The organism is Gluconacetobacter azotocaptans (genome assembly GCF_014174355.1).
GTDB classification, from domain to species: domain Bacteria; phylum Pseudomonadota; class Alphaproteobacteria; order Acetobacterales; family Acetobacteraceae; genus Gluconacetobacter; species Gluconacetobacter azotocaptans.
Genome location: NZ_JABEQF010000010.1, coordinates 102,003 through 119,396 on the forward strand (window position 1 = coordinate 102,003; position 17,394 = coordinate 119,396).

Consider the following 17,394-nt stretch of genomic DNA (forward strand, 5'->3'; position numbering starts at 1 on the left):
ATACATTGCACCGAAAGGTCTCGCGCGGATGGCGCGAGATGGCGACGCTGCTGGTCCAGGTGGCCCGCGACCAGCCGACGGACCAGGCCGGCGTATTGGTGAACCCGGCGGTAACCCGGGGATCCACGGTCCTGTTTCCCACCGTCGACGCCATGCAGCGCAACGGCCAGCGGCGTTATGACCACGAGATGATCTATGGCGCGATGGGAACGCCGATCCAGCATCAGCTGGAAACGGCGATCGCCGCCATCGAAGGCGCGCGCCATACCCAGATCGTGTCGTCGGGCCTGGCGGCCTGTACGACCCCGCTTCTGGCTTTCCTGAGCAAGAATGGCCATTGCCTGATCCCGGATTCGGTCTACGGCCCGACGCGACGCTTCGCGAACACAGTGCTGCGCCGCTTTGGGGTGGAGACGACCTATTATCCGCCGACGATCGACGCGGCGGGCCTGCATGCGGCAATGCGCCCCAATACCCAGATCGTGTTCACCGAAAGCCCGGGCAGCCATACGTTCGAGGTCCAGGACATCCGCATGATCGCCGACGTGGCCCACGAGCATGGCGCGCGCGTCATGCTGGACAACACCTGGGGCATCGGCGTGTTCCAGCCATTCCGGCACGGCGTCGACATCTCGATCCAGGCCCTGACCAAATATCCATCCGGCCATTCCGACACCATCGTCGGCGCGGTGTCCGTGGCCGATGAACAGGATTGGCATGTGCTGCGCGACACCTGCATCCAGATCGGGCAACTGGCGGGACCGGACGATTGCTGGCTGACCCTTCGGGGCCTGCGCACCATGGGCGCCCGCCTGGAAAAGCAGTCGTGCGCGGCCATTGATATCGCCTTGTGGCTGGCCGAGCGGCCGGAAGTCAGCCGCGTGCTGCACCCGGCGCTGCCGTCCTGTCCGGGACATGCCTTGTGGGAGCGTGATTTTACCGGTGCGTCGGCGTTGTTCGGTGTGGTGTTCAAACCGGAATACGGGGTGGCGGACATGACCGCCATGATCGATTCCCTGACCATGTTCGGGCTGGGGGCATCATGGGGCGGTTACGAAAGCCTGGTCCTGCCCACGACCCATGGCATTACCCGCTCATGCCCGGCGCCGGCCGACGATGGCCCGGCCTTGCGCCTGCATATCGGCCTGGAAAACCCGAACGACTTGATTGCCGACCTGTCTGCCGGGCTGGATGTCCTGTCGCGCAGGACCATGCCTCAGGACTGACCGCAAGGAAATCAGGCGTCGCCCAGGCCCGACAAGCCTGACACCAGGGTCGATAGCTGGCTCTGGCTTGCGATGTTCAGTTTCCTGAAGACGACCTTCAGCAGGGAACGCGCATATTGGTCGGAAATACCCAGCGATTTTGCCGCGTCCTTCGGGGATACGCCGCTTCCGATTTTCTGGGCGAGCCGGATCTCGGCCGCCGTCAGCCCCAGCGGGCGCAGCGCGGCGGAAACGTCCGTCTCTCTTGACCCGGTTTTATATGCCAGGATCAGCATGGCCGACTGGCGCGCCTCATGGACATGAAACATGCTTTCGCGCGGAAGCCTGACAGCTCTGACGATCAAATTTTGTCCTGACGGGCAGTTCAGCACGATGAATCCCTTATGGGCGGATTGTACCTCTCCGCAGGCGGTTGCCTTCAGAAGGGCGTCCAGGCGGTTCTGATTGTCCCGATTGCCGGAAATGATCCGGCCGTTCAGGTAATCGACGCCGTCCCCCAGCATGCCCCTGAGTTTCTGATTGATGAGTACGACGCCGCCGTCTCCGTTCAACAGGGCGGCGCCACACTGAAGACGATGGCAAAGATCTGCAAAGCCCTCGGCCAGAAGACGTGTCTTTCCGATTTCGGCGGACAGGCTCAACGATCTGGAGATATGGCGCGCAAGAATGCCACGTACCCGTCGCTCGTCGGGCGTCTCGGGTTCCGCATTCAGGGCCCTTTGGACCGCGAAGACGAATTCAGGGGCGCTTGGCTCCGCAAAACCAAAGCGACACGTCCGTCCACGGTCGAATTTTCTTAGGAAATCCTGATAGAACGGATGGCGTTTCATTTCATCGTCGCTGATGAATTCGATGTCGGACACGTCTCCTACCAATCTGTCGGGACAGTATGTTTTGTAAGGATTATATCGCCACCAATATTCATAATACAATAAATCGGAAACGCGGTCCTCTGATGAACTGAATCGCAGTTCCTTATTCAAGTGATCGCTCGGAATGATCGCAGCCCCAGCCGCACCCACGCATTCTGCTATAGCTTTGAGGGTAGGCTGCCAGTTTTCTTCGTGCGAAGAACATTTATATATATCTTCAATTATCGAATTTATTCTTTCGATATACATAAAAATTCCTCCGAAATGAGCATCATCGCCGGTCCGGCCGCCGCAGGCGATATCCCGCGGCCTCGGCCACGTGGGGTTGCGCGATTTCCTCTTGGCCCGCCAGATCGGCGATCGTCCGGGCAACCCGCAGCAGCCGTGTGAAGCCACGGGCCGACAGGCGCAGCCGCTCGGCCACCAGCACGGCATAATCGCGCGCGGCAGGGGCGGTCGGAAACTGGTCCGGCGCGACTTCGGCATTGCACAGGCCGTTCTGGCGCGCCTTTTGCCGCGCACGGGCCGCCGCGACCCGCGCCGCCACCACCGCGCTGGTTTCGCCCGTCGGCAGGCCGGCCAGTTGCGACGGCGGCACGGGTTCGACATGCACGGTCATGTCCATCCGGTCCAGCATCGGGCCCGAGATCCGCGACACGTAATCCTCGCCGCAGCGGGGTGCCTTCCGGCATTCCTGCGCGGCATCGCCCAGATAGCCGCACCGGCAGGGATTCATCGCGGCGATCAATTGGAAGCGGGCAGGGAAGGTCACATGGGCGGAGGCGCGTGCGATGGTGATCGTGCCCGTTTCGATGGGCTGCCGCAGGGCCTCGAGCGCCGGACGCGAGAATTCGGGCAATTCGTCCAGAAACAGAACGCCGCGATGGGCCAGGCTGACCTCGCCGGGCCGGACACGGCTGCTGCCGCCCACCAGGGCGACCTGGCTGGTCGAATGATGCGGATCGCGAAAAGGCGGACGAAAGATCGGCATCCCCATGGGCAGTTGCCCCGCGACACTGTGGATGCGGCTGATCTCCAGGATTTCCTCGGCGTCCAGGTCCGGGAGCAGCGAGGGCAGCCGGGCGGCCAGCATCGATTTGCCGGCCCCCGGCGGCCCGGTCATCAGCAGGGAATGGCCCCCGGCCGCCGCGATTTCCAAGGCGCGCTTGGCGGTTTCCATGCCACGCACGTCGGCCAGGTCGGTCCGTGGCCCATCCGGATCGTCGGGCAGGCGCTGGGGCAGTTCCACGGATGGAAGAACCTGCTCGCCATTGAAATGATTGACCAGCGCCAGCAGGGATTCGGCAGCCAGGATATCCAGGGCATCGCCCGCCCAGCGCGCCTCGCGCCCTTGGGCGGCGGCACACACCAGCCCCATGGACTGCTCTACCGCGCAGATGGCGGCGGGCAGAACGCCCGGCACCGGGTTGATCCGGCCGTCCAGCGACAATTCGCCGATCGCCCCGAAACGTCCGCTATCCTCGGGGGGTACCAGCTTCATGGCCGTCAGCAGCGCCATCGCGATCGGCAGATCGAAATGCGAGCCTTCCTTGACGATATTGGCCGGGGCCAGATTGACCACGATGCGTTTGGGCGGCAACGCCAGCCCCATGGCCGACAGCGCCGCGCGAACGCGCTCGCGCGCTTCGGCGACGGCCTTGTCCGCCAGGCCGACGATCAGGAAGGATGGCAGACCCGACGCCAGTTGCACTTCCACCCGCACGGGGATCGCCTCTATGCCCGAAAAGGCAAAGCCCAACACAGTGGAGATGCTCATAAGGTCCCGATCGTCAGACAATGCGCCAGAATGATCATTTTTAACCGAGAAACCGGAATTCGGAAGCCCGGCCCGTCCGGCGGTGATAACGGCAATATGAGTTGGCATAATATATCTTATGCGACTTTTGGCGCAAACGATGGCTGGCGAGCGGGAACGATAACGTCGTGTCCTGACGTCGGGCGCGCGGCAACCGGACCCGATCCGTTCGCCGCGCGCCTGAGGTTTCGACCCGAGCGTGAGCCGGTCTTACAGCCGCGTTCCCTTCGGTTCGTCAGGAACCGAGACGGTCCCTATCCCTTCGATCTCTTTCGTCAGGGACGCCGGCCGCCTTGTCAGTTCGACCGCGCCGACACCGCTGAGATGAACCCCTGCGTGCCCTGTCGGACCGACGCTGACATGACCGGCCCCCTGGATGTCTATGTCCGCGTCCGTCACGATCATGTCGGAAAGGTCCGCATTCGCCGCTCCCGCGACCGACAGCGAGATCTTGTCCGCCCGGCCGTGGCCCACGACGTCCGCCGCCCCTTCCACCGTCAGCTTGAGGTGATCCACCGCAAGGTCCTGCAGGGTCAGTTTCCCCGCCGAACGGACGGTGATGGCCTTCAGCGCCGGCGCCGTCACGACGATACGCAGCCGCCCGGAATGCCAATGGTGATGATGGCCATTGTCGTCCATGTCGAGCGTATTGTCCTGAAGGCTGACCCGATCGACCAGCTTGCCGGGACCGCTGACGGTAATGCCTGCCGCCGGCCCCTGCGTATAGACGATCGTGGCCGGCACGGCGAAGGTCAGGTTCTCGGCCCCTGCCCAGGGGATGGCGCGCGTTGCCGAGGGCGCCCCCTTTCCCGCGTCGTCATCGTCGTCGGTCCATATCATGTCCGGAAAATGCCAGTTCATCGGCCCCCGGACGGCCGCGACGCTGAAACATGCCACCGAAAGCGCCGCCCCACCGACGGCCACAAGTGCGATCCCGCGAATCATGGGACAATTCTCCTATTGTCAGACGGACGGCTGGGGGGCGATCAGGCGGTAATGCGCGCGGCCGTAGCGGGCGAGCACATTGACCAGCCCGATCGTGAAGAGGATGCACACGGCGACCAGCGACGCCCCGCCGCTGGCCAGGCCCAGGCTGAGCAGACCCGCCTGAAGACGGTCGCCGGCAAAGCCCGGCAGGTTGGTGATCAGCGCGAACGGCAGCATCACGCTGCCGCTGAGACAGATCGCCAGGCCCGCGACGAAGAACGAAAAGACAGACGCCACCGCGGCGGTCAGCAGCGGCAGGACGATGAACAAATCCAGCGCCGCCAGCCCCAGCACGCCGACGATCACCCCCAGCGCAGCGGCCATGCTGCGTTCGTCTTCCCACCGGCGCAGGCCGGCCTCGGCCTGCAGTTCCCGCGCCAGGCGCGTCGGGTCTCCCAAACGGGCGGCGACCTCGGCCTCGCTTCGGCCGGCCGCCTGCCCTGCCTCGAAATGGCTGTCGTAATCGGCGACGATGTCCGCGACGGCCGATCGCGGCATCCCCTTCAGTCCGGCCTTCAGCCGCCGAAGGAAGGTCTGTCGCTCGTTCATGGCGTTTTCTCCTGATGCTGCTCCAGAACGGCGGCGACAGAGCGTGTGAAATCGGTCCATGCGGCCTTTTGGGCATTGAGGCTGTCCCGACCGCTCGCGGTCAGGCGGTAATATTTCCTGGGGGGGCCTGAGGCGGATTCGACCAGATAGGTCGAGACCATCCCGTCCTTCTGCATCCTGCGCATCAGCGGGTAGATCGTGCCCTCGCCCATGTCGATCGCATCGGCCAACCGGCTGGCGATGTCGTAGCCGTACGAGTCGGCCTGGGACAGAAGCGCCAGGACACAGAGTTCCAGCACCCCTTTTTTGAACTGGACAAGATTAGGGTCCACGGCGTGTCGATCCTCGGGGCGGTGCCGCACCGACGCGGAACCGTTCTATGCAAGATAGCCATCATTCACCGGTTCCTTGCAATAGTCTTGTCGATGTCGGCGTGAAAAATCAGTACAAGCGGGTATCCGTCCGCTCTGGCGGGTCGCCGGCGTGTGGCGCATGGTCCCTGCCCGCGCCCCGTCTGGGGGCAGTTCTGAGCGGCCACGGCGCGATTTTCAGGCGGATGACCGGGCGGCAGCGGCGCTCCGTCCGCACCAAAGGGCATCACGCAGCCTATGGCTTCGCCGCGGAGATTGTAATAATATTACAAAAATATGCATCAAAACGCCTCATTTATATCAATAATTTACTTGAACACATTATATTTAGACGGTATCTCTCCCGACCTCCCCTTTCTATGCGTTTCATGCATAACTATCCGCCTCCGACGCATGGACATGACATTCAGGAGTTACGGTCTTGCCCGCTCTGCATCGAATCCGACGCCGCTGTGACGGTCCCTTCCAATGCAGATGAATCCTGTCCTGGCCGAAGTGACGGCCCGCGTGATCCGCCGTTCCGCGCCGACACGCGCAGCCTATCTCGACCTGATCGCCCGTCAGCGCGACCGTGGCGTCGCCCGTCCCCGCCTGGCGTGCGGAAACCTGGCCCATGGCTTCGCCGCGTCGGGCGAGGACAAGGCCGCCATCCGCGCGGGCGGCGGGATGAATATCGGCATCGTCACCGCCTATAACGACATGCTGTCCGCCCATCAGCCCTATGCCCGCTATCCCGACCAGATGCGTCTGTTCGCGCGCGAAAAGGGGGCGACGGCCCAGGTGGCCGGGGGCGTGCCGGCCATGTGCGACGGCGTGACCCAGGGCCAGCCGGGCATGGAACTGTCGCTGTTCAGCCGCGACACGATCGCGCTGTCGACGGCGGTGGCCCTCAGCCACGGCATGTTCGAAGGGGCCGCATTGCTGGGCATCTGCGACAAGATCGTCCCCGGCCTGCTGATGGGCGCCCTGCGTTTTGGCCACCTGCCGATGGTGCTGGTGCCGGCCGGTCCGATGTCGTCCGGCCTGCCGAACAAGACGAAGCAGCAGGTCCGCCAGCTTTATTCGGAAGGCAAGGTCGGCCGGGACGAATTGCTGGAGGCCGAGGCCGCGTCCTATCACGGCGCCGGGACCTGTACCTTCTACGGCACGGCCAACACCAACCAGATGATGATGGAGGTGATGGGCCTGCACATTCCGGGTGCGGCTTTCGTCCCCCCCCATGCCCGGCTGCGCCAGGAACTGACGCGGGCGGCCGTGCACCGCATTCTGGCGATGGGCATGAACAGCGACGATTACCGCCCCCTGGGGCACTGCATCGACGAAAAGGCGATCGTCAACGCGGCGGTGGGACTGCTGGCGACGGGTGGATCGACGAACCTGGCCATCCATCTGCCGGCGATCGCGCGGGCCGCCGGCATCGTCATCGACTGGGAGGACCTGGACCGGCTGTCCAGCGCCGTGCCGCTGCTGGCGCGCGTCTATCCGAACGGCGCGGCGGACGTGAACGGGTTCCACGCGGCGGGGGGCATGGGCTTCGTTATTGCGACGCTGCTGGAGGCCGGGCTGCTGCATGGCGACATCCTGACCGTGGCCCCCGACGGCTTCCGGGCCTACACGCGAACGCCCGAACTGCGCGACGACCATCTGGTCTGGACGGATACGCCGCCTGTCCCGGCTGACGAGACGATCCTGCGCCCGGCCACGGCCCCCTTCAGCACCGACGGCGGCATGCGCCTGGTCCAGGGCAATCTCGGCCGCGGCATCTTCAAGACCAGCGCGGTGTCCCGCGACCGCTGGACCATCGAGGCCCCGGCTGCCGTCTTCAACGACCAGGAAGACGTCCTGACCGCCTATCGGGCCGGCGAACTCGATCGTGACGTGATCGTCGTCGTGCGTTTCCAGGGACCGGCCGCAAACGGCATGCCGGAACTGCATAAGCTGACGCCGGCACTGAGCGTGCTTCAGGACCGGGGGCATCGGGTGGCGCTGGTGACCGACGGGCGCATGTCGGGCGCCAGCGGCAAGGTCCCGGCGGTGATTCATCTCTCGCCCGAGGCCCTGCCCCACGGCCCGCTGGCCCGGTTGCGCGACGGCGATGTGGTGCGGCTGAGCGCCCAGGACGGCCGGATCGACGCATTGGTCGACGCCGCCGAATGGGACGCCCGCGACCTCTGCCCCCCGCCCCAGGCGCAGGACGGCACGGGCCGCGAACTGTTCGCCTTCATGCGCCGTGGCGCCGACAGCGCCGAGCGTGGCGCATCGGCGATGCTGGCGGCGATGGAGCAATAAGCCGATCCGATACGAGGCCCTGGCCCGGTCATGGGTCAGTGGCCTTTGACGAGTTTCAGGGCGCCTGGCGCGCCGCACAAGGAAAGAAAGAAGCAGACATGTCCGAAATAGATCGCATCATGGGCCTCTCGCCGGTCATTCCGGTGCTTGTGGTGCACGACGCGGCCCATGCCCGCCCGATTGCCGAGGCTTTGGTGGCGGGCGGTCTGCGGGTTCTGGAAGTGACCCTGCGCACCGAGGCGGCGCTGGATGTCATCACGGAAATGGCCAGGGTCGAAGGCGCGGTCGTCGGCGCGGGCACCGTGCTGAACGAGGCCGACCTGGATGCCAGCATCGAGGCCGGGGCGGAATTCATCGTCAGTCCGGGCCTGACCGACGGCCTCGCCAAGGCCGCGATCGCCCGCCGCATCCCGTTCCTGCCCGGCATCGCCAACAGCAGCGACATCATGCGCGGGCTGGATCTGGGCCTCGATCGCTTCAAGTTTTTTCCGGCCGAGGCGTCGGGCGGCATCAAGGCGCTGAAGGCCCTGTCCGCACCCTTCGGCCGGATCCGCTTCTGCCCCACCGGCGGCATCGACCTTGAACGCGCATCCCAGTGGCTGGAACTGCCGTCGGTGCGTTGCGTCGGCGGATCGTGGCTCGTCCCGCCCGGCGCGCCGGACGTGGCCGAAATCCGTGATCGCGCAGCGGCCGCCTCGCAACTGGCGACTACCCGCTAACGCATCAGGCCACCGTGGATATCCCCCGACCTTTGCATTGCGCGATGGTCGGGGGAACGATCAGGACGGATCGACGAAGAAGGTCGGAATGACGCCGCCCTGCCGCGCGATATCCAACACGCGATCGGATGCCGCCAGGGCTTCGGAAATCGTCACGTCCATGTCCAGGTAGCGGTAGGTTCCCAGCCGCCCCATGAACGACACCCCCGGCGTCGCACGCGCCCTCTCGATATAGCGGGTCAGCAGCGCCTTCTCGCCGACCTGACGGATCGGATAGTAGGGCACGTCGTCCGCGCCGGCCTGGCGGCTGTATTCGCGGAAGCAGACGGTGCGGGTGAAACGATCCTGCTCCCACGGCGCGAAATGCTTGTGTTCCGTGATCCTGGTATAGGGCACGGTCTCGTCGCAGTAATTCATGACCGCCGTGCCCTGGTAATCCCCGTCGGCGACGAATGCCTCGAAATCCAGGGTGCGGTAGCCCAGGCGTCCCAGGGAGTAGGAAAAATACCGGTCGATCGGCCCGGTATAGAAGACATGGGCAAAACGCTCGTCCACCGTCTCGAACGACTGGCCGAGACGCAGTTCGATCCCTTCGGCCTTCAGGATGTTCTCGATGATCGCGGTGTAGCCGTCCTGCGGCATGCCCTGCCACGGATGGCTGAAATAATTGTCGTCGTAATTGAAGCGAACCGGCAGACGATTCAGGATCGAGGCCGGCAGCTCGGTCGGCGATACGCCCCACTGCTTCTTGGTATAGCCATGGAAGAACGCCCGGTACAATTCCGGACCGATCATCGACAGCGCCTGCTCCTCGAACGACTGAGGGGCTGTGATGGACTGGTCGGCCCGCGCGGCGATGAATTGCCGGGCCTCGTCGGGGCGCAGCGTCGTGCCGAAGAACTGGTTGATCGTCATCAGGTTGATGGGCAGGCTGTAGATCCGCCCCTGCGACTGCGCCTTTACGCGGTTGACGTAGGGCTTCATCACGCCGAAGCGATTGATGTAGGTCCATGCCCGCTCGTCGGCCGTGTGGAAAATATGCGGTCCGAACCGATGTACCATGACCCCGGTCTCGCCATCGCGGCTGGTATGGCAATTTCCCGCCACGTGCGGCCGCTCGTCCAGCAGCAGGACCTTGTGACCGGCCTCGGCAAGGGCGCGGGCCATGATGGCCCCACTGAAACCAGCGCCTACAATACAGTACCGCAACAGTATCTTCTCCCTACGATATGCCGGTGAGTATCGCCGCAGGGGCGCTGCTGTCCACGCCCCCGTCGCATGAACAGTGCGACTTCTTTCCGGAAGGATGGAAAACCACCGGGCTTGTCGGGTCGCATATGCTGATCTGCGAGGGTATTCCCCGGCTTTGGCGCATTCGCGGAGCGCGAAATATCGGCGCAGCTTTGCCGCTCGATCCTATAATTGGAAGGTTTCAAGAATATCGCGAAGATGCACGGCTTTTCCCGCCAGGTCGGCGCTCGCCGCCGAGGTCTGCTCGACCATCGCCGCGTTCTGCCGGGTGCCCTGGTCGATTGTCGCCACCGCGCCGTTTATATTATGGAGCGCCCTAGCCTGTTCCTGTGCCGCATCCGCAATGGCTTTCAAATGATCGCTTATCTTTGTCACGCGCGTGATGATGGTCTGCATTCCGGCATTGATTTCTTCCATGACGAGAGCACCCGCGGCAACCTGACTTTGCGAAGCGCTGACGAGTTTCCTCACGTCTTTCGAGGCTTCCCCCGCGCGGCGGGCAAGGTCCCGGATTTCCTGGGCAAGCGCCTTGAAGCCGGCTCCGCTTTCTCCTACGCGGCCCGCCTCGACGCTCGTGTTCAACGCCAGAAGATGGGTCTGGACGGCTATCGCATCCATGACATCGGTAATCGTGCTGATTGCGTTGGATGACCGTTCGATCTCGGCCATCGAGCCTGCCGCCCCGTCAACCAGGACACCAAACTGCTCGGTAATGGTCTGGCATTCCGCTACCAGGGAGTGGGCTTCCGAAACCCGAGCCGCGGTCGAGGTAACGGTCGACGTGATCTGTTCGATCGACGCTGCGGTCTCTTCCACGGAAAATGCCTGCCGCTCCGTCCGATGGGACAGATCCTGCGCTGCGGCGTTAATCTGGGTCGCCGTGGTATCTATGGTCTGCGCTGTTGCGTTTACGACTTCCAGCGTGGCGCGCAGGGATTCGACGGCCGTATTGAGATTGTCGCGTAATGGAATATAGAACAGCGGCAGGTTTCCATGCACCCTTCCGGTAAGATCCCCTTCGGCGATCTGGCTGATGACTGAGCCGAAGCTCCGCGAAACCAGATTCTGCTCCTTTTCGATCGCATCATCTCTGGTGGCCCGCACCGCCTTTTCCGTTACGTCCGGATAATAGACTGAAAGTGCCAGATCTATATCGAGCAGAACAGCCTTGCACAGGCTGCCGATCGTGTCCCCCAGCTTTTTGGCGGATACGGTAAAGCCTCCTGAAAAAAGACCGCGTTTTGGAAGCAGTTCTTCCACAATGGCATGAATGAGATGATCAAGAACGACAGCGTATCCGCCGATATACCATCTTGGCTCTAGGCCGATACGGGCATGAACCGCACCAATCTCACGAACCTGGGCCGAATACTCCTCGCCGAAATTTGCCGCCGAGATGTTCCTCCAGTGATTGGATTGGGCACCTTTGGCATGCTGCATTTGCATTTCGGAAGAAAAGAATTTTCGCGTTTCGGGCGTTTTCCTTACCTGCCTGTAGAAGCTTTCAAGCGCAATCGGGAGTTCACGGTCGATGAGTGCCTGCATGGAGCGGAGGGTCTGGAGACTGTCATCGGTCAGATCCATGAATTCCCGACGCTGCTTTATATCGTCCAGTTTCCCTCCATGCTGTCGAGGATTATTTTCCAGACAATCGTTATTGTTCCTAGTCAATTTAAACTCCCGTAGCATTTCGTTCAGATAGCAAGAAGGAGCAACAAAGACGGTGAAGCTATGTCCTCTAGGCAAACTCACGAGCCAAAAAGTCTAAATTCTTCAGTTTTGTGCCTCCAGTCATCTATAAAAATAATTATAAAGAGCTTAAGTTTCAATTAAAATGATAATAGGTTATCAAATTCTGTTCTCATTTATTTAATGGCCGGAAACCACGCAGCGAGGAATCATGCTGGTGGAGAACTTCTGCCGCTCGATCACAGCGAATTGCGATACGCTTGATCGGAAAAAAAGTTCTCGATGACGTGATGCCAATTTATATTTGACGAAATCGCATCAGGATGGGTTTCGTTCAGGGCAACGTTCCCATGAGCGGAACAATTTCTGCGCTCCCGGCCTTCGCACCCATCCCGGGTACGATCCTCGTCGTCGACGATGCGCCGCAACGGTGCGCGCACCGCTTGCTGGTTGAACGTTCACCAGGCTGCGGCCGTCATCTTCATGATAATACAGGCAACGGCGGACGAGCGCGTTTTCCGCCCCTGTGAGGCAGCAATCCACAGGCTGCCAGTACAGACGCATAGTTCGCCCGAGCAACCCTTCGGATAAGGCTGCAGGCAGACCCGATATTTATGGATTAAGGAAAATTTGGCTGGGGGACCTGGATTCGAACCAGGGCTGACCGGGTCAGAGCCGGTAGTTCTACCGCTAAACTATCCCCCAACACTGCCTTTCGGCGTGTAGTGCCGTGCGGTGAGGGGCTGATAGCATCGGCGGATCGGCGTGACAAGCACCTTTATGACGAAGTTTCTTGCCTGCGGCATATTTGACTTGCCCTTCGCGCGGGTGGGAATCCACTATGAATGCAGCAGCGGCAAGGGGACCGTCCGATGGACAACAGCATGTCCTGGCGCGATGGCCAGGAGGGACCGCCATTCTCCCATGCCTCCGGATTCACGACGAATCACGGAATCCCGGGCATGTACGCTGCCATCGACCTCGGGACGAACAATTGCCGCCTGATGATCGCGACGCCGTCGGCCGACGGATTCCGCGTCGTCGACAGTTTCAGCCGTATCGTCAGGCTGGGCGCCGGCCTGCAACGGACGGGACTGCTGGACCAGGATGCGATGGACCGGACCGTCGACGCATTGAAGATCTGTGCCGCGCGCATGGGGCGCCGCCGGTTGCGCCGGTATCGCGCGGTGGCGACCGAGGCCTGCCGGCGCGCGGGCAACGGCAGCGCCTTCCTCGAGCGCGTCCGGCGCGAAACCGGCCTGGATATCGGCGTGATCTCGCCGCGCGAGGAAGCCGAACTGGCCATGGACAGTTGTGCGGCGCTTCTGCACGATGAAAGACTGTCCCCGGCACGCAATCGCGCCGTGCTGTTCGATATCGGTGGCGGCTCGACCGAAGTGGCGTGGGTACGGACCGAGCGGCGGTCGCGCAGCCAGGATCTGATCGGCTATATCAGCCTGCCGGTGGGTGTCATCACCCTGGCCGAGCAGTTCGGCCACGCGGCCTTCACCGAGGACGGCTACCGCCACATGGTCGATGCCGTGACACGGCAGTTGCGCGCGTTCGAGGATGTCCATTGCATCGGCCGGGAAATCAGCCGCGGCAATGTCAGCCTGATGGGAACCAGCGGCACCATCACGACCCTGGCCAGCATTGCGCTGTCGCTGGCGCGCTACAGCCGGGCTGCGGTCGACGGCACCATCCTGTCGGCCGACGCGGCCCTGGCAGCTATCCGGACCCTGGCGGAAATTGGCCCGGACGGCCTGCGGCAGCATCCCTGCGTCGGGCCGGAACGCGCGCTGTACGTCCTGCCGGGATGCGCGATTTTCGAGGCCATCCACAAAATATGGCCGGTGCCCGAGATCGTCGTGGCGGATCGCGGGCTGCGCGATGGTATGCTGCTGCGCATGATCAACGATTCGACCATGGCGCCCCTGTCGCCATTCCCTGCCGCCCTGCCCTATGCACGGCCCAAGCTGACCACGGCACTGACCACGGCGGGCGTCTCCCGTCCATGACGCGCCGTCCCCCCGCCGGAGGCGGCAAGTCGCGGGTTCCCGGCAAATCCCTTTCCAGCAGTGCGACGCCGGGCGGCACGTCCGCGCAGGCGGATGCCGGCGCGGCGAAGACCACGCGCGCGCAGGCGGTATCGCTGCGCACGGCCCGTGGCCGCACAACCGCTCAGCAGCGCTGGCTGAACCGGCAACTGAACGATCCTTATGTGCTGGCCGCGCGCAAGCAGGGTTGGCGGTCCCGCGCGGCTTTCAAGCTGATCGAACTGGACGACCGCTTTCACCTGATCCGACCCGGCATGCGCGTGGTGGATCTTGGGGCGGCACCGGGAGGATGGACGCAGGTCGTGGTCAAGCGTGGGGCTGCTCATGTGGTCGGCGTCGATCTGCTGCCGGTCGACCCGGTATCCGGCGCGACGATCCTGGAAGGGGATTTCAACGACCCCGACCTGCCCGACCGCCTGATCGCCCTGCTGGGCGGCCCGGCGGACCTGGTGCTGTCGGACATGGCGCCGAATACGACCGGACATGCGCCGACCGATCATCTGCGCATCATCGGCCTGGCCGAGCTGGCGCTGGATTTCGCGACCAAGGTGCTGGCCGAAAACGGGGCGTTTGTGGCGAAAGTCTTCCAGGGCGGGTCCGAGCGGCAGATGCTGACCCCGATGAAGCAGGCCTTCGCCACGGTCCGTCATGCCAAGCCTCCGGCCAGCCGCAAGGAATCGAGCGAGCTGTATGTCGTGGCCACCGGGTTCCGTCCCGACCGGATCAGACGGGATGCCTGAGTGGCGGCCCGCCCCCCACCGGGCGGGCCGCCATCCGATCACCTCGTCGCGGGAGCGAAGCGCAGAGAATGCGCGCCGGACCGCCGCCAGCGCGCATTTTCAAACAGGCCGTCAGGCCGCGGCCCCGTCCTTCGACCACAGCCATGCCGCGCCACGCACGCCAGAACTGTCCCCATGCAGGTTCCGTACGATCGGCGTGGTGCAGCGTGGCGTGATCACGTAGCGTGGCATCAGCAGCGGCACGCGCTCATAGATCGATTTCAGGTTCGACACCCCTCCCCCCAGCACAATGACGTCGGGATCGAGGAAATTGATTGCCAGGGCGCATGCCCGGGCCAGACGGTCCATATAGCGATCCAGCGCGCCGATCGCGGCCTGGTCGCCGGCCTCGGCCTGGTCTTCGATTCCGGCGGTGCTGCGATTGCCCGGCCCCTTCCAGTCCTGGGCCAGGGCCGACCCGCTGAGGAAGCGTTCCAGGCAGCCCTCGTTTCCGCAGAAACATTTGGGCATGGGCATTTCCTCGAGTCGGGGCCAGGGCAGCGGGATATGCCCCCATTCCCCCGCGATGTGGTGCGCGCCGATCAGCAGCTTGCCGTCGACGACGATCCCAGCGCCCATCCCGGTGCCGACGATGACGCCGAAGACAACACCTTTCCCGGCCCCCGCCCCGTCCACGGCCTCGGACAGGGCGAAGCAGTTGGCGTCGTTCTCGACCCGGACCTCCCGCCCGACGGTGGCGGTCAGATCGCGGCCGAACGGCTGGTTGTTCAGCCACGTGGCGTTTGCGTTCTTGATGACGCCGCTGTCGGGGCTGATCGACCCGGGAATCCCGATGCCGACGGTCCCCTGGCCGCCCAGTTCACTATCCACGCCCGCGACCAGGTCCCGGATGGCCTGGATCGCGCCGTCGTAATGCCCGGGGTTGGCAATGCGCCGCCTGACAAGCTCGCGTCCGTCGTGGGCCGCGAGGGCCGCGATTTCGATCTTGGTTCCGCCAAAATCGATGCCGATCCGATAGCCGGTCATATCCGTCCCGTTGTTCGTCATATTTTATCCGCTGGCTGTTTGAGCCTATGATGCAAAGAAATGTGGCGTAAACATCGCGCCAGCACAGGCCGGACGCGGCCGCCCCTGCCGGAGCCCCCATTTTCATGAGCGAGACCGTGCTCGACGTCAAAGGGCTAAGTTGCCCGCTTCCCGTCCTCAAGGCCAATCGCATCTTGCGCGGCATGCAGCCGGGCGAGCGGTTGCGCGTCATCGCGACGGACCGTGCCAGCGTCGCCGATTTCCAGGCGTTCTGCCGGGAAACCGGCCATGCGCTCATCGCTTTCGGCGAAGATGGCGGGGTTCTGTCCTTTGTCATCCGCCGCCGTCCCGACCCCGCCGCCGGGGCCTAGACGGCGTTTTTCCACCAGTGTTCCGAACACGTTGCGTGGAAGCCACAGCCGCCACAAATTCCTGTCATTCCCCCTATGCCCTTGGCAGATGCGCCCGGCAAGGAGTAATCCCCGCCTCATGATGGAAGTACCGCACCCATGACGGACGACCTGTCCCAGCTCTCCTTCGAAGACGCCCTCGTCCAGCTGGAGGAGATCGTCCGGCAACTGGAAGGCGGGCAGCTCCGGCTGCAGGACGCGATCGCGTCCTACGAGCGTGGCGCGGCCCTGAGACGACACTGTGAGAGCAAGCTGAACGAGGCCGAGGCCCGCGTTCAGGCGATCATCCAGCGGGCCGATGGCACGCTGGAGACGAAATCTATGGATTGATGCGCCGATGAGCCAGACAATAGCGACAGCCCCCACGGGGAATTCCGGAGACCGGGGCAGCCTTCTGCGTGCATCCATGGCAAAGCGGGCTTCGGCGGTCGAGGCCGCGATCGACAGCCTTCTGCCGCCGGTTCCGGGCAGTGAGGGGCGCGTTGTGGACGCCATGCGCTACGCCACGCTGGGTGGCGGCAAGCGGCTGCGCGGTTACCTGGCCGCCGAAGTGGCCAGCCTGTTCGGCGCCACCGAATCCGGCGCCTATCGCGTGGCGGCGTCGGTCGAGATGCTGCATGCCTATTCCCTCGTCCATGACGACCTGCCGGCGATGGACGATGACGACCTGCGCCGGGGCCAACCCTCGACCCACCGGAAGTTCGACGAGGCCACGGCGATCCTGGCCGGCGACGCGCTGCAGACAATGGCGTTCGAGATCCTGGCCGACACGGCGACCCACCCCGAGGCCGGCGTCCGGATCGGCCTTGTCGCCGCCCTGGCCGCCGCGTCCGGCGCCGCAGGCATGGTCGGCGGCCAGATGATCGACATGGATGGCGAGGGGCGCGCCCTGGCCTTGCAGGAGGTCGAACGCCTGCATGCGCTGAAGACCGGCTGCCTGATCCGCTATTCCGCCGAATCGGGCGCCATCCTGGGCGATGCCGACCTGTCGGTGCGCGCGCGCATTGCGGCCTATGGGCGCGACCTGGGGGCGGCGTTCCAGATCGCGGACGACGTGCTGGACGCGACGGCCAGCGCCGAGGAACTGGGCAAGACCGCGGGCAAGGACCAGGCTGCCGGCAAATCCACCTATGTCGCCCTGCTGGGGGTCGACGGCGCGGCGCGGGAAGCGCGGCGCGTGGCCGAACAGGCTGAATCCCACCTCGATATTTTCGGTGCCGAGGCCGACAGGCTCCGGGATCTCATTCATTACGTGGTCGATCGCAGGAGCTGACAATAATGACCGAGCAGAAGTCAGAGGGGCAGCAGCAGGCGGGAACGGTTCCGACGCACGGTCGTTTTCCGCTGCTGGACCGGGTATCGTGCCCGGCGGACCTGCGGAACCTGTCGGTG

Annotated in this window: 16 protein-coding genes and 1 tRNA gene; 8 read left to right on the forward strand and 9 right to left on the reverse strand. The window is 63.9% G+C overall.

Going from position 1 to position 17,394, the window contains the following annotated elements:
- Window positions 1-38 precede the first annotated feature (38 nt).
- Window positions 39-1,226, forward strand: coding sequence for a cystathionine beta-lyase (metC, locus tag HLH34_RS13435; RefSeq protein ID WP_183120114.1), 1,188 nt, complete (start codon window positions 39-41; stop codon window positions 1,224-1,226).
- Window positions 1,227-1,237: 11 nt separating this feature from the next.
- On the opposite strand, the gene HLH34_RS13440 is transcribed toward metC, so the two are convergent.
- The 5 genes from HLH34_RS13440 to HLH34_RS13460 form a co-directional block, all read right to left on the reverse strand.
- Window positions 1,238-2,089: a helix-turn-helix transcriptional regulator gene (locus tag HLH34_RS13440; RefSeq protein WP_183120085.1), complete on the reverse strand. Its 852-nt coding sequence runs from the start codon at window positions 2,087-2,089 to the stop codon at window positions 1,238-1,240.
- Window positions 2,090-2,369: 280 nt separating this feature from the next.
- On the reverse strand, window positions 2,370-3,875 hold the full coding sequence (locus HLH34_RS13445; protein WP_183120086.1) for a YifB family Mg chelatase-like AAA ATPase: 1,506 nt from the start codon (window positions 3,873-3,875) through the stop codon (window positions 2,370-2,372).
- Window positions 3,876-4,124: 249 nt separating this feature from the next.
- On the reverse strand, window positions 4,125-4,859 hold the full coding sequence (locus HLH34_RS13450; protein ID WP_183120087.1) for a GIN domain-containing protein: 735 nt from the start codon (window positions 4,857-4,859) through the stop codon (window positions 4,125-4,127).
- Between the two features lie 18 nt (window positions 4,860-4,877).
- Entirely contained in the window at window positions 4,878-5,450 is a 573-nt protein-coding gene (locus tag HLH34_RS13455; RefSeq protein WP_183120088.1) for a DUF1700 domain-containing protein, read from the reverse strand.
- On the reverse strand, window positions 5,447-5,782 hold the full coding sequence (locus HLH34_RS13460) for a PadR family transcriptional regulator (RefSeq protein ID WP_183120089.1): 336 nt from the start codon (window positions 5,780-5,782) through the stop codon (window positions 5,447-5,449). The genes HLH34_RS13455 and HLH34_RS13460 overlap by 4 nt, the downstream gene beginning before the upstream one ends.
- Window positions 5,783-6,289: 507 nt before the next feature.
- Between HLH34_RS13460 and edd the strand changes: the two genes are divergently transcribed.
- Window positions 6,290-8,110 (forward strand): phosphogluconate dehydratase, encoded by a 1,821-nt coding sequence (gene edd / locus HLH34_RS13465; protein ID WP_183120090.1) that lies wholly within the window; start codon window positions 6,290-6,292, stop codon window positions 8,108-8,110.
- A gap of 98 nt (window positions 8,111-8,208) precedes the next feature.
- Window positions 8,209-8,829, forward strand: a complete 621-nt coding sequence (gene eda / locus HLH34_RS13470; protein ID WP_183120091.1) for a bifunctional 4-hydroxy-2-oxoglutarate aldolase/2-dehydro-3-deoxy-phosphogluconate aldolase — start codon at window positions 8,209-8,211, stop codon at window positions 8,827-8,829.
- Between the two features lie 60 nt (window positions 8,830-8,889).
- Here eda and glf read toward each other — a convergent pair whose 3' ends face one another.
- From glf to HLH34_RS13485, 3 genes are all read right to left on the reverse strand, one after another.
- Window positions 8,890-10,038, reverse strand: a complete 1,149-nt coding sequence (gene glf, locus HLH34_RS13475; protein ID WP_183120092.1) for a UDP-galactopyranose mutase — start codon at window positions 10,036-10,038, stop codon at window positions 8,890-8,892.
- A gap of 207 nt (window positions 10,039-10,245) precedes the next feature.
- On the reverse strand, window positions 10,246-11,769 hold the full coding sequence (locus HLH34_RS13480; protein ID WP_264784376.1) for a globin-coupled sensor protein: 1,524 nt from the start codon (window positions 11,767-11,769) through the stop codon (window positions 10,246-10,248).
- Window positions 11,770-12,400: 631 nt separating this feature from the next.
- A tRNA-Gln gene (locus HLH34_RS13485) sits at window positions 12,401-12,474 on the reverse strand.
- 167 nt (window positions 12,475-12,641) lie between these two features.
- On the opposite strand from HLH34_RS13485, the gene HLH34_RS13490 reads away from it, so the two are divergent.
- Entirely contained in the window at window positions 12,642-13,787 is a 1,146-nt protein-coding gene (locus tag HLH34_RS13490; RefSeq protein WP_183120094.1) for a Ppx/GppA phosphatase family protein, read from the forward strand.
- The gene (locus tag HLH34_RS13495; protein WP_183120095.1) at window positions 13,784-14,566 is read left to right on the forward strand and encodes an RlmE family RNA methyltransferase; all 783 of its coding nucleotides are present in this window, start codon (window positions 13,784-13,786) and stop codon (window positions 14,564-14,566) included. Before HLH34_RS13490 ends, HLH34_RS13495 begins: the two co-directional genes overlap by 4 nt.
- A gap of 111 nt (window positions 14,567-14,677) precedes the next feature.
- Here the strand turns inward: HLH34_RS13495 and HLH34_RS13500 are convergent, their stop codons facing one another.
- Entirely contained in the window at window positions 14,678-15,592 is a 915-nt protein-coding gene (locus HLH34_RS13500) for an ROK family protein (RefSeq protein ID WP_183120096.1), read from the reverse strand.
- 125 nt (window positions 15,593-15,717) lie between these two features.
- Here HLH34_RS13500 and HLH34_RS13505 point away from each other — a divergent pair, with 125 nt between their 5' ends.
- The 3 genes from HLH34_RS13505 to HLH34_RS13515 all read left to right on the forward strand — a co-directional run bounded on the left by HLH34_RS13505 (window position 15,718) and on the right by HLH34_RS13515 (window position 17,275).
- Window positions 15,718-15,963 (forward strand): sulfurtransferase TusA family protein, encoded by a 246-nt coding sequence (locus tag HLH34_RS13505; RefSeq protein WP_183120097.1) that lies wholly within the window; start codon window positions 15,718-15,720, stop codon window positions 15,961-15,963.
- Window positions 15,964-16,101: 138 nt separating this feature from the next.
- Window positions 16,102-16,332: an exodeoxyribonuclease VII small subunit gene (locus HLH34_RS13510; RefSeq protein WP_183120098.1), complete on the forward strand. Its 231-nt coding sequence runs from the start codon at window positions 16,102-16,104 to the stop codon at window positions 16,330-16,332.
- Window positions 16,333-16,339: 7 nt separating this feature from the next.
- Window positions 16,340-17,275 (forward strand): polyprenyl synthetase family protein, encoded by a 936-nt coding sequence (locus HLH34_RS13515; RefSeq protein WP_183120099.1) that lies wholly within the window; start codon window positions 16,340-16,342, stop codon window positions 17,273-17,275.
- Window positions 17,276-17,394: the final 119 nt, after the last annotated feature.